Genomic DNA, 12,384 nt, shown 5'->3' with positions numbered 1-12,384 from the left:
ATCCGGGCGGCTCGGCTCGGATCGGCCGTCATTGCGAGCGAAGCGAAGCAATCCAGGGCCGTGAGGCGGCTCCTGGATTGATTCGTCGCTCCGCTCCTCGCAATGACGACCCATGCGGAATGCGAAGCATAAACCGCATCAGCGCGTATGCGGCTTTTGCGGAGCCGCTTTGCCGCGGCGCTCCAGATGGCGGCGGCCGTAGCGGCCGGTCCAATAGGCGACGAAGACGATAAAGAAATAGATCAGCAGCATCCACGCCCAGCGCTCGCTGGCGCTCTGCGCCTTGTCGGAGAATTTGATCCAGTCCTCGAAGAGATATTCGACGCCGAATCCGAAGATGAAGGTGAGAATCAGCACGCTCTTCCACCAGGACAGGCGAAAGAAGCCGACGGCGAGCGCGGCCATCAATGCAGCGACGCCCACGCCATTGATGAACTGCTGTAGAAGGCCTTCCAGAAACAGTGTGATCAGACGAACGACAAAGACCATGCGGCGCCCCTCTGCGATCGACGAGACGAGCGCATACTACACATTCGGCAGGTGCTGCGCGAGCGCCTCCAGCACCGCCATGCGCATAGCGACGCCCATTTCCACCTGATCGCGAATGAGCGAGCGGCTTCCGTCGGCCACGCTCGAGTCGATCTCGACGCCGCGATTCATCGGGCCCGGATGCATCACCAGCGCATCGGGCGCCGCGTAAGCGAGCTTCTCCTCGTCGAGACCGAAGAAATGGAAATATTCCCGCGAGCTCGGCACGAAGGCGCCGTTCATGCGCTCGCGCTGAAGTCGCAGCATCATCACAATGTCCGCGCCGGCGAGCCCCGAGCGCATGTCGTGGAACACTTCGACGCCGAGACGCGCGAGCGAATCGGGAGCGAGAGTGGAGGGGCCGACCGCGCGCAGACGCGCGCCGAGCGCGCTGAGCAGAATGATGTTGGAGCGGGCGACGCGCGAATGCAGCACATCGCCGCAGATCGCCACCTCGAGCCCCTCTATGCGGCCCTTGTGGCGGCGGATCGTCAGCGCGTCGAGGAGCGCCTGGGTCGGATGCTCATGGGCGCCGTCGCCGGCGTTGACGACAGCGCAATCGACCTTGCGCGCGAGCAGATGCACGGCGCCGGCGCGGGCGTGGCGCACGACGAGAATATCGGGCCGCATGGCGTTGAGCGTCGTCGCCGTGTCGAGCAGCGTCTCGCCCTTTTTCTCGGAGGAATTGGCGACCGACATGTTCATGACGTCGGCGCCGAGCCTTTTGCCGGCGATCTCGAACGAGGCCTGCGTGCGCGTCGAGGATTCGTAGAAGAGATTGACCTGGGTGCGGCCGCGCAGAGTGGCGCGTTTCTTCTCCACCTGACGGGAGACCTCGATCGCGTCCTCGGCCATGTCGAGCAGAGTGACGATGTCGATGCGCGACAGTCCCTCTATGCCGAGCAGATGGCGGTGCGGGAAGGCGGGATGCGATTTTTGCGGCATGGCCGCCGTCTATAACAGTTTCTCGCGCGCTGGCCAGCCTTGGAGCCCGACCGATGGCGCATTCCCGGCAGGCCGAAGGCGGCGCGAGAATGGCGGCGCCGGATCTCTCATGGTTGAGAAATCCTCGAGACATTCGCTCGAAAGCGACGGCGGAACCAAAGGGGATGAAAAAGAGTTCTGGAAATTGCCCGACATAGAGACGTCCTTTCCCGCAATCCTTCGCGAAACAGGAGATCGTCATGAAGTTCCGGCCCGGCTCGTCGCTCCTCGCGGCGGCCCTCACCTTCTGCGCCGCCTCGGCCATGGCGGCTCCCCGTTACGCCACGGATTTCTCGAATATGAGGTCCGGCCCCGGCGCGAGATGGCCGGTCATCGCCCAGATCCCGGCCGGCGCCAAAATCCAGCTCGACAATTGCGGGCCGGGTTGGAAACGCGATTGGTGCCAGATCCGCTACAAGGGCAAGCGCGGCTTCGTCGCCGCCAACACGCTGTCGCCCACGGCCAAGAATGTCGTCATCGCCCCTCTGGTGACGCGCGACATCACGGCGGTCAGATCCGGCCCCGGCGACAGCTGGAAGGTCGTCGCGAAAATCCCTTCGGGCCGGAAAGTCGTCTCCTCCGGCTGCCAGAAGGGCTGGATGACGAGCTGGTGCAAGGTCGCCTATGAGGGCAAATCCGGCTACGTCGACCGCAACTATCTGAAGCGGAAGGGCGCCGTCTTCGCCAGATAGGCATTAATTTCGTCTCGACGCGAAAAGCCCGAGACCGCGAAGCCCTCGCCCGGCCCGCGGGCCGGGCTTTTTTCGTTCCGCCCATTTGACATATGCTCATAAAGAGCATATGTCTCTGGACGACGATCCGGCGAGGGTGTTGCCGAAACGTCATATCGCTTCTAAGCTCGAGAACCTCTCCGACGGGCCTCCCGCTGGAGTTTTTGATTGGCCCTCTTATGCTCTAATTGAGCATAAGTGAGTTCGGAGCAAGCCAATGGGCATTCCGTTCCAGATCGGCGACAAAAAGCGAGCGGCCGCTCCGCCCTTCGGCGCGCTGGATGGGGCCGCGCGGCGCTTCCCCGTGCTGCCCATGCCCAGTCTCGCTTGGAACAAGGAGGTCGAGACCGCGACCGCCCATCTCTATGAGCGCGTCGCAAAGGTCATGCCGGCGGTCGAGTGGCCCTTCCATGCGCCCTATGTGAAGGCGATCAACGAGCTGAAGCGGGAACGCAACGCCGTCATTCTCGCCCATAATTACCAGACGCCGGAAATCTATCATTGCGTTGCCGATTTCGTCGGCGACAGCCTGCAGCTCGCCAAGCTCGCCGCCACCTCCGACGCCGAGATCATCGTGCAGGGCGGCGTGCATTTCATGGCCGAGACGTCCAAGATTCTGAGCCCCGACAAGGTCGTGCTCATGCCCGACCTCGAGGCCGGCTGCTCGCTCGCCGCCTCCATCACGGCGGCCGACGTGCGCGCGCTGCGCGCCGAATATCCGGGCGTGCCGATTGTCGCTTATGTCAATACTTCCGCCGAAGTGAAGGCGGAGGTCGACATCTGCTGCACCTCCTCCAATGCGCTGAAAATCGTCGAAAGCCTGGGCTCGGAGCGGGTCATCATGCTGCCCGACCGCTATCTCGCGGAGAATGTCGCCGCGCAGACCAAGGTGAAGATCATCGCCTGGCGCGGCGCCTGCGAGGTGCATGAGCGCTTCACCGCCGAGGAGCTCGAGAGCTATCGCGCCGATCATCCCGGCGTGAAGATCATCGCTCATCCCGAATGTCCGCGCGAGGTGGTGAACATATCCGATTTCGCCGGCTCGACGGCGGCGATGATCGATTATGTGCGCACGAAAAAGCCGGCGCGCGTGCTGCTCGTGACCGAATGCTCCATGGCCGACAATGTCGCCGCCGAGACGACGGGCACGGAATTCATCCGCCCCTGCAATTTCTGCCCGCATATGAAGCGCATCACCCTGCCGAAAATCCTCGACGCGCTGGTCCATATCCGCGAGGAGGTGACGGTCGATCCGCTGATCGCAGCAAAGGCGCGCGTCGCCGTGCAGCGGATGATCGATCTGGGGTGATCGACTCCCTTCTCCCGCCTGCGGGAGAAGGATTTTTCAAGGAGCGCGACATGTCGGCTCGTTACCAGGCTCTGATCGCGGCGATCGACGCCGCCAACGCCGACGATCCGCGCCGCGTGACGATCGACGGCGTCGAACGCCCCTTCGAGATCGTCTACGCCGAGCGCATGACGGCGCGCCTCTTCGCGATCTATCCGGAAGCCTCGGAGCTCTTGAAGATCGCGACGCGCGCGCAGCATCTGCGCCGCTGGGACATTCCGCGCGAGAATTTTCCGCTCGGCCGCCACGGCTACAACGACTGGCGCAAGGAATGCCGCGCCCATCACGCCCGTCTCGTCGGCGAGCTCATGCGCGCGCATGGCTATGCCGAAGAAGGGATCGGCCATGTCGGCGCGATCATTCGCAAGGAGAAGCTGAAGAAGGAGCGCGACTCCCAGGCGCTGGAGAATGTCGCGGCGATCGTCTTCCTCGAGCATTATTTCGACGATTTCCACGAGAAATACAAAGACTATGACGACGAGAAGATCGTCGACATTCTCGGCAAGACGCTTTGCAAAATGTCGCCCAAGGGCCATGCCGCCGCGCTCGCTCTGCCTTTGCCGGAGCGCACGCGCGCGCTCATCGCCGCGGCGATCGCCAAGGAGAGCGCGGCGCTCGCCAAGCTCGCCGCCGTCGCGGTCGACTAATGGCCGGCGCGCCCCCTCCCCGGCCCTCCCCCGCTGCGCGGGAGAGGGAGAAGTCTGCGCCCTTCATCGATGTTACGCGCAACACCTGCCGCCCCCTCTCGCGCATAGCGGGGGAGGGTGAGGGAGGGGGCGCGGCGCTCGCTCGGGAGCTTTCGCAATGGTGACGCAGGCTCCTCCCATCCTCATCGTCGGCGGCGGCCTCGCCGGCCTGTTCTGCGCGCTGAAGCTCGCGCCGCGCCGCGTCGCCGTGCTGACCCCCGGCTCGATCGACGAAGGCGCCGCCTCCTTCTGGGCGCAGGGCGGCGTGGCGGCGGCGGTGCTCGACACGGATTCGCCAGAGCGCCACGCCGAGGACACGCTGAAGGCCGGCGCCGGAATCGTCGACGCCGAAGTCGCGCTCGGCGTCGCGCGCGAGGCGCGCGCGCGCATCGACGATCTCCTCTCCTATGGCGTGCCCTTCGATCGCGCCGACGGCGCATTCACGCCCTCGCGCGAGGCTGCCCATAGCGAGCGGCGCATCGTGCGCGTGAAGGGCGACACGGCCGGCCGCGCCATAATGGAGACGCTCGTCGCCCGCGTGCGCGCGGCGCCCTCGATCGAATTGCTGGAGGGCTATTCCGCGCGTGAATTGCTGACCGGCGACGGCCGCGTCATCGGTCTGCGCGCGAGCGGGCGCGACGGTCTTCTCCGCGACTTCTTCTCTTCCGCGATCGTGCTGGCGACAGGCGGGATCGGCCATCTCTATCGCGTCACCACCAATCCGAGAGAGGCGTGCGGCGCCGGCCTCGCGATGGCGGCGCGCGCCGGCGCGCTGATCGCCGACGCGGAATTCGTGCAGTTTCATCCGACCGCGATCGACATAGGCGTCGACCCGGCGCCGCTGGCGACCGAATCGCTGCGCGGCGAAGGCGCGATCATCGTCGATCGCTCCGGCCATCGCTTCATGGCCGACATCGACCCGGCCGCCGAGCTCGCGCCGCGCGACATCGTCGCGCGCGGCGTCTTCGCCTCAATCGCCGCCGGGCGCGGCGCCTTTCTCGACGCGCGCGCCACTGTCGGCGCGGAGTTTCCCGCGCGCTTTCCGACCGTCTATGCGAGCTGCCTGGCCGGCGGCGTCGATCCAGTGACCGCGCCCATTCCGATCGCGCCCGCCGCGCATTATCACATGGGCGGCGTCGTGACCGACGCGCGCGGGCGAACGTCGCTCGCCGGGCTCTGGGCGGCCGGAGAAGTCGCTTCGACCGGCGTGCATGGCGCCAATCGCCTCGCCTCCAATTCGCTGCTCGAGGCGGTGGTGTTCGCGGCGCGCATCGCCAAGGACATGGGCGAGCCGAGCCTCGAGACCGCGCCGCCCTCGTCCGCCCCGGCGCGAGACGAAACGGGAGCGCCGGACCAGGGCCTCGTCGACGAGCTGCGCGATGTGATGGCGCGCGACGTCGGCGTCATTCGCGATCGAGCGGGGCTGACGCGCGCGGCGCGAGCGATATTGCGCATAGAGGCGGCGGCGACCCATGCGCATTTGCGCAATATGGCGCTGACCGCGCTGCTGGTGACGAGCGCGGCGCTGACCCGGCGCGAGAGCCGCGGAGCGCATTTCCGCTCCGATTTCCCACAGGCCGAGGACGCTCTCGCGCATCGCTCCTATCTGACCGAGACACAGGCGCGCGCCATCGCCGAGGAGGCGCTGAAATGATCAAGTTGCAGGGCTATCGAAGCGAGCCTGAAGGCTCGCGGTCCAAAGCGCGCGTCGGACCGCGAGCCTTCAGGCTCGCTTCTGTTCGGGTCACTCGATGACCGCCCGCTGGACGCTCCCCGCCCCTCATATCGAGGATGTCGTGCGCGCCGCTCTCGCCGAGGATTTCGGCCGGGCCGGCGACATCACGACGCAAGCGACCATCCCCGAGACTGCCCGCGCCCGCGCCGTCATCGCCGCGCGCGAAGCCGGCGTCGTCGCGGGCCTCGCCGTCGCATCCACCGCTTTTCGCCTCGTCGATCCCTCCATCGTCGTCACCTTGGCGACGCAGGATGGCGCGCGCATCGGCGAAGGCGATGTGCTCGCCCACGTCGAAGGGCCGGCGCGCGCCATTCTCTCGGCCGAGCGCGTCGCCTTGAATTTTCTCGGCCGACTCTGCGGCGTCGCCACTCTGACGGCGCGCTACGCCGAGAAAATCGCGCATACGAAGGCGAAGGTCTGCGACACCCGCAAGACGACGCCGCTGCTGCGCGCTTTCGAGAAATATGCGGTGCGCTGCGGCGGCGGCGCCAATCACCGCTTCGGCCTCGATGACGCGCTGCTCATCAAGGACAATCACATCGCCGTCGCCGGCGGCGTCGGTCCCGCCTTGCGCGCGGCCAAGGCTTTCGCCGGCCATATGATGAAGATCGAGATAGAGGTGGATACGCTCGAGCAGTTGGAAGAAGTCCTCGCCGAAGGCGCGGATATCGTGCTGCTCGACAATATGCCGCCGGACTTGCTGCGCGCCGCGGTCGCGATGATCGGCGGAAGGATGCTGGCCGAAGCTTCCGGCGGCGTCACGCTGGAGACGATCGCGGCGATAGCGGAGACGGGCGTCGATCTGATTTCCGTCGGCGCGCTCACCCATTCGGCGCGCACGCTCGACCTCGGCCTCGACATTGAGATCGGTGAGTAGTGAGTAGCTCGCCCGCCACGCCCTATTCACCACTCACCACTCATGATGATTTCACACCTCACGCCTCAAACGACCGAGCGCGGCGCTGCGATTGGTCATCACCTCCTCGAAGCGCGGCGAGAGGAGAAAGGCGAGCTCCTGCTCGCGCGTCACCGTCACCGGATCCTGCGCGCGCAAATCCTCGTCGACGCGGCCGGGATGGCACATCACGAGATGACGCTCGCCGGGCGCGCGCAGATAGGCTTCGAAACGCGCGGCGTAATCGCTCTGCGGATCGAAATCGGAGAAACCGGCGAAACCTTCGTTCAGCAGGAACCCCCGCGCCGTCGCCTCGCCGCGATAGCCGCGGCCGATGGCGCGCACCGCCAGCGCCTTGCGCATGTCGGCGCCGCGAATCACGATGCGATGCATTCTGTCGCCCGCGTCGCGCAGCCAGATCTTCTCTCCCGTGAGCCCGCGCTTCTCCAGCGCGTCGAAGAGAGCGGTGCGCACGCCGGGCAGCGCATGCACATGCTGATGCCCGTCGAGATGGTCCGGCGCGCGGCCCATCACCGCATAGAAACGGTCGATCTGACGGTCGATCTCGGCGCTGATCTCCTCCATCGGCAGTCTGCCGCGCATGGCGGCGCGAATCACCTCGCGCAACGGCGGAAACACGCCGCCGGGCGCGAATTTCGGCATATTGGCGAGCGGGCGCCCGAGCGTCAGATTGAAATGGACGCCGATATCGGCGTCGTGGCGGCGGCGCGCCAGCTCCCGACCCATGGCCGGCCAGCGCTCGGCGTTGGTCAACGCCGAGACCGCCGTGAGCCGTCCTGCGTCCAGCGCCTCGAGAATGCCGAGGCTGACGCCCATCGAAAGCCCATAATCGTCCGCGCAGAGCGCGATCGAACGTTGCGCCGCCATCTTTCTTCCTCGTCCCTCGCCCTTCCCCACCCCCTCGACGCGCTTGCGCATTCTGGCGCGCCCGCCTAGGTCTTGCCCGGATCGAACCTATAAGGCGAGCGATGGTCGATAAAGCCGAAAATCCGCCTCCGGAAATATCCGTAGCCATTCCGGTCTTCAACGAGGCGGCCAATCTTCGCCCGCTCGTCGCAAGGCTGAAGCCTGTGCTCGAGCAGGTCGCCGCCTCCTTCGAGATCGTCTTCGTCGACGACGGCTCCTCGGACGCGACCCTCGCGGGGCTGCGCGAATTGCACGCCGAGGACACCCGCGTCAAAGCGGTCTCCTTCAGCCGCAATTTCGGCAAGGAGATCGCCATCGCCGCCGCGCTCGACCATGCGCGCGGCGCCGCCGTCGTGCTGATGGACGCCGATCTGCAGCACCCGCCGGAGACGATCGCGCAATTCGTCGCCAAATGGCGCGAGGGCTACAGAAACGTCTATGGCGTGCGCCGCGACCGCGCCGGCGAACCGCTGCTGCGCACGCTCTTCGCCAAGCTCTTTTACGGCCTATTCGACCGCTTCGGCGAGACGCCGCTGCCGCGCGGCGCCGGCGATTTCCGCCTGCTCGACCGTCAGGCGATCGACGCGCTCTCGCGTATGCGCGAGCGGGCCCGCTTCTCGAAGGGGCTCTTCGCCTGGATCGGCTTCAAATCGATCGGCGTCCCCTTCGAGGTGGAGGAGCGCGCCTCCGGCCGCTCCAAATTCAACTACGCCAAGCTCGTCCGCTTCGCGCTCGACGGGCTCATGTCCTTCTCCTCCGTGCCGCTGAAGGTCTGGGCGGTGGTCGGGATCGCCGTCTCGACCTTCGCCCTGGCGATGGCGGCCTATTATTTCTGGCGCACGGTCTTCTATGGCGTGGATGTGCCCGGCTACGCCTCGCTCATCGTCTCCATCGCCTTTTTCGGCGGAATGCAGCTATTCTCGCTGGGCGTGCTCGGCGAATATATCGCCCTCATCTTCGCCGAGGTGAAGGGACGCCCGCTCTATCTCATCGCCGAGCATGTGGGCGTGGAGGAGCAGTGATGACCGAGCGCGAGCGCCCCACCTCCCCCTCGAGGGGGGAGGTCGATCGCCGAAGGCGAGCGGGAGGGGGTGACCTCCCGAGACTCGGGAATTCACCCCACCCCGGACGGCTCCGCCGTCCGACCCTCCCCCTCGAGGGGAGGGTGGAGCGCGGCGGGCGCCGATGATCCGCAATCTCCTCTCCGTCGGCGGCTTCACGCTGCTCTCGCGCATCACCGGCTTTTTGCGCGATGTGATGCTGTCGGCCATTCTCGGCGCCGGGCTCGCGGCGGACGCTTTCTTCATCGCCTTTCGCCTGCCCAACCATTTCCGCGCCATTTTCGGCGAAGGCGCCTTCAACGCCGCCTTTGTGCCCTGCTACGCCAAGGCGCTCGAGCAGCAGGGAAAAAATTCGGCGAAGGCGTTCTCGAGCGAGGTGTTCACGCTTCTGCTCGCCTCGCAGATCGCGCTGCTCGCGCTCGCCTACGCCCTCATGCCGCAATTCGTCGCCCTGCTCGCGCCGGGCCTCGACGATCGTCCGGAAAAATTCGCGCTCGCCGTCTCGCTGACGCGCATCACCTTTCCCTATCTGCTCTGCATGACCCTGGTCACGCTGCATCAGGGCGCGCTCAACGCCAATGGAAGATTCGCCGCGCCGGCCTTCGCGCCCAATCTGCTCAATCTCTCCATGATGGCGGCGCTCGCCGTCGCTTTCCTCTTTCCGAGCGCCGCCGCCGCCGCGGCCTGGGGCGTGACGATCTCGGGCGTTCTGCAGCTCGCCCTGCTCATGGCCGACGCCCGCATGATCGGCGTGCTGGCAGGGCTCGCGTGGCCGCATTGGAAGCGCGTGCGCGAGTTCTTCCTGATGCTCGGACCGGCGGTGATCGGCTCGGCGAGTGGGCAGATCGCGATTTTCGCCGACACGATCATCGCCTCCATGCTGCCGGACGGAGGCGTCTCCTCGATCAATTACGCCGACCGCATCTATCAGCTGCCGAATGGCGTCATCGGTCTCGCCGCCGGCACTGTGCTGCTGCCGGAAATGAGCCGCCGCATCGCCGCCGGCGACGAGGACGGCGCCCATGCGGCGCAAAATCGCGTGATGGCGCTCACCATCGCGCTGGCCGCGCCTTTCTTCGTCGCCTTCGTGACGATCCCCGAGCTCATCATGAGCGGCGTCTTCGAGCGCGGCGCCTTCACCCGCGCCGACGCGATCGCCGCGGCGGATGTGCTCGCGGCCTATGGCGGCGGGCTGATGGCGCTGGTGCTGATCGCCTCGGCGCGCGCGAGCTTCCAGGCGCATGGCGACACCAAGACGCCCATGTATGTCGCGCTCGGCGCGGTGGCCGTGAATGTCGCGCTGAAGATCGCGCTCTATCGACCCATGGGCGCGCCGGGCCTCGCGACGGCGACCTCCGTCGGCCTCTGGATCAATCTCGCGGCGCTGATCGGCCTCGCGCTGCGTCGCGGCGCGATGCGCTTCGACGCGACGTTTCTGCGCGTTGCGCTCGCGAGCCTCTGCGCCTGCGTTCCGCTGCTGGCGACGGCGATCTATGGCTATGGACCGGCAATGGCGCTGGCTCGGCGTCTCGGCCCCTTGCGCGACATTGCCGCGCTGCTCGCGCTCGGAGCGGCGGGGGCGCTCGTCTATGGGAGCGTCCTCGCCCTCTCGCTGCGCGTCTTCGGCCTGCGCCTGTCCGAGCTGCGACGATCGCGCGGCTGAAAGGCGGCGTCATTGCGCGGAGCCACGCAATGACGGCCGCATCACAAAAACTGCGACAGGCCCGGCACGCTGTCGGAAATTTCCTTCAGCTTCTCCTTGCCGATGAGGCCCTCTGCATGGGCGAAGAATTCCTTGGCGAGCGCCTGGCTCTGGTCGATCGAGAGGCCGATGCTGGAGAGGCGCCCGGCGAGCGCCATCAGATCGCCCTTGGAGCCGCCGACGAGGCCGCCGAGCCCGCCCAGCAATCCGCCGAGCAGACCGCCATCCGCGGCCGGAGCGGCCTCGGCGGCGGCGATCGTCTCATCCGCTCCGGGCAGCTTGGCGATGAGCTCGGCCACCGGGCCGTCGGGAAACTCCTTGCGGAAGAAGCCGAGCACATGGCCCACGGCGAGGCGCGCGGTCTCGGGCGCGACGCCCAGCGCCGCGGAAATGCGGGCGATCAATTCTTCCATGCTCTACTCCTCTTTCGAAAAAAGCTCGGCCTCGACGATTATTCGGCGATTGCGACAAATTCGCAGCCGGCTGCCTCGCCTCACTCGGCGTCGAGGCCGTAGAGCGAGTGCAGCGTGCGCACGGCGAGCTCCGTATAGGCGGCGTCGATCAGCACGGAGAATTTGATTTCCGAGGTGGTGATGGCGCGGATGTTCACGCCCTTGTCGGCGAGCGCCTTGAAAGCGCGAGCGGCGACGCCGGCATGGCTGCGCATGCCGATGCCGATCGCCGAGACCTTGGCCACATCCTTGGCGCCCGCGAGCCCGGCGTAGCCGATCGACGGCTTGGCCTTCTCCAGAATAGAGAGGCAACGCTCATATTCGGCGGCCGGCACGGTGAAGGTCATGTCGGTCATCGTATCTTCCGAGGCGACCTGCACGATCATATCGACATTGACGCCGGCCTCCGCCAACGGCACGAAGACGGCCGCGGCGACGCCCGGCTTGTCGGCGACGCCGCGAAGCGTGATCTGCGCCTCGTCGCGCGAGAAGGCGATGCCTGTCACGACCTGGGCTTCCACGATATCCTCCTCTTTGCAGATCAGCGTGCCGCTGTTGGGACGGGCCGGATCGTCGAAGGACGAGCGGACGAAGGTGCGGACCCCATGCACCATGGCCGCCTCGACCGAGCGCACCTGCAGCACTTTGGCGCCGAGCGAGGCCATTTCCAGCATCTCCTCGAAGGCGATGCGGTCCATGCGCCGCGCCTTGGGAACGACGCGCGGATCGGTGGTGTAGACGCCGTCGACATCCGTATAAATGTCGCAGCGGTCCGCCTCTATCGCCGCGGCGATGGCGACGGCGCTCGTGTCCGAGCCGCCGCGGCCGAGCGTCGTGATGCGGCCGCTCGGCTGGTGAATTCCCTGGAAGCCGGCGATGACGGCGACCTCGCCGCGCTCGAAGCCGGCGACGAGGGCGGAGCCGTCGATCGACTGGATGCGCGCCGAGCCATGGGCGTCGGAGGTCAGGATCGGGATCTGCCAGCCCTGCCAGGAGCGCGCCGCAATGCCGATGTTCTGCAAGGCGATGGCGAGAAGCCCGGCCGTCACCTGCTCGCCGGAGGCGACGACGGCGTCATATTCGCGCTGATCGTGCAGGGCGGCGGCGTCCTTGCACCAGGCGACGAGCTCATTGGTCTTGCCGGACATGGCCGAGACCACGACGGCCACGCTGTGCCCCGCCTCGACCTCGCGCTTCACATGCAGCGCGACATTGCGGACGCGCTCCACATTGGCGACCGAGGTGCCGCCGAACTTCATCACCAGACGAGCCATGACCGACCTAGATTGGAAAGACGGGCCCGGCTCGCGGGCGAGCCGGATGGCCGCTCGCATC

Annotated in this window: 12 protein-coding genes; 7 read left to right on the top strand and 5 right to left on the bottom strand. The window is 66.6% G+C overall.

Translation table 11 applies throughout. The annotated features are described in order from the left end of the window. Positions 1-138: 138 nt before the first annotated feature. Both Mspo_RS06665 and Mspo_RS06660 read right to left on the bottom strand, forming a co-directional pair. Positions 139-489, bottom strand: a complete 351-nt coding sequence (locus Mspo_RS06665) for a hypothetical protein (RefSeq protein WP_159728089.1) — start codon at positions 487-489, stop codon at positions 139-141. A 36-nt stretch (positions 490-525) separates the two neighbouring features. Further along, positions 526-1,473: an aspartate carbamoyltransferase catalytic subunit gene (locus Mspo_RS06660; protein WP_159728087.1), complete on the bottom strand. Its 948-nt coding sequence runs from the start codon at positions 1,471-1,473 to the stop codon at positions 526-528. A gap of 239 nt (positions 1,474-1,712) precedes the next feature. On the opposite strand from Mspo_RS06660, the gene Mspo_RS06655 reads away from it, so the two are divergent. The 5 genes from Mspo_RS06655 (at position 1,713) to nadC (ending at position 6,889) form a co-directional block, all read left to right on the top strand. Beyond that, on the top strand, positions 1,713-2,204 hold the full coding sequence (locus Mspo_RS06655) for an SH3 domain-containing protein (protein WP_159728085.1): 492 nt from the start codon (positions 1,713-1,715) through the stop codon (positions 2,202-2,204). 256 nt (positions 2,205-2,460) lie between these two features. Beyond that, entirely contained in the window at positions 2,461-3,552 is a 1,092-nt protein-coding gene (gene nadA, locus Mspo_RS06650; protein WP_159728083.1) for a quinolinate synthase NadA, read from the top strand. 50 nt (positions 3,553-3,602) lie between these two features. Further along, positions 3,603-4,238, top strand: coding sequence for a DUF4202 domain-containing protein (locus Mspo_RS06645; protein WP_159728081.1), 636 nt, complete (start codon positions 3,603-3,605; stop codon positions 4,236-4,238). Positions 4,239-4,395: 157 nt separating this feature from the next. Continuing rightward, complete coding sequence (locus Mspo_RS06640; protein ID WP_159728079.1) at positions 4,396-5,931, top strand: L-aspartate oxidase; 1,536 nt, start codon at positions 4,396-4,398, stop codon at positions 5,929-5,931. Between the two features lie 97 nt (positions 5,932-6,028). Further along, positions 6,029-6,889, top strand: a complete 861-nt coding sequence (gene nadC / locus Mspo_RS06635; protein ID WP_159728077.1) for a carboxylating nicotinate-nucleotide diphosphorylase — start codon at positions 6,029-6,031, stop codon at positions 6,887-6,889. Positions 6,890-6,940: 51 nt separating this feature from the next. Here the strand turns inward: nadC and Mspo_RS06630 are convergent, their stop codons facing one another. Continuing rightward, positions 6,941-7,795, bottom strand: coding sequence for a ChbG/HpnK family deacetylase (locus tag Mspo_RS06630; RefSeq protein WP_159728075.1), 855 nt, complete (start codon positions 7,793-7,795; stop codon positions 6,941-6,943). A 101-nt stretch (positions 7,796-7,896) separates the two neighbouring features. Here Mspo_RS06630 and Mspo_RS06625 point away from each other — a divergent pair, with 101 nt between their 5' ends. Beyond that, positions 7,897-8,856, top strand: coding sequence for a glycosyltransferase (locus Mspo_RS06625; protein ID WP_159728073.1), 960 nt, complete (start codon positions 7,897-7,899; stop codon positions 8,854-8,856). Between the two features lie 163 nt (positions 8,857-9,019). Continuing rightward, on the top strand, positions 9,020-10,558 hold the full coding sequence (gene murJ / locus Mspo_RS06620; RefSeq protein WP_159728071.1) for a murein biosynthesis integral membrane protein MurJ: 1,539 nt from the start codon (positions 9,020-9,022) through the stop codon (positions 10,556-10,558). 41 nt (positions 10,559-10,599) lie between these two features. On the opposite strand, the gene Mspo_RS06615 is transcribed toward murJ, so the two are convergent. Together Mspo_RS06615 and Mspo_RS06610 are read right to left on the bottom strand one after the other, a co-directional pair. After that, a complete protein-coding gene (locus Mspo_RS06615; protein WP_159728069.1) occupies positions 10,600-11,010 on the bottom strand; it encodes a DUF2267 domain-containing protein in 411 nt (136 codons plus the stop codon). Positions 11,011-11,090: 80 nt separating this feature from the next. Continuing rightward, positions 11,091-12,323, bottom strand: a complete 1,233-nt coding sequence (locus tag Mspo_RS06610; RefSeq protein ID WP_159728067.1) for an aspartate kinase — start codon at positions 12,321-12,323, stop codon at positions 11,091-11,093. Positions 12,324-12,384 lie beyond the last annotated feature (61 nt).

The organism is Methylosinus sp. Ce-a6 (assembly GCF_009811655.1).
In the GTDB taxonomy this organism is placed as follows: domain Bacteria; phylum Pseudomonadota; class Alphaproteobacteria; order Rhizobiales; family Beijerinckiaceae; genus Methylosinus.
Note: the sequence above shows the minus strand (reverse complement) of the source record. Positions and strands in the feature narration are given on the sequence as shown.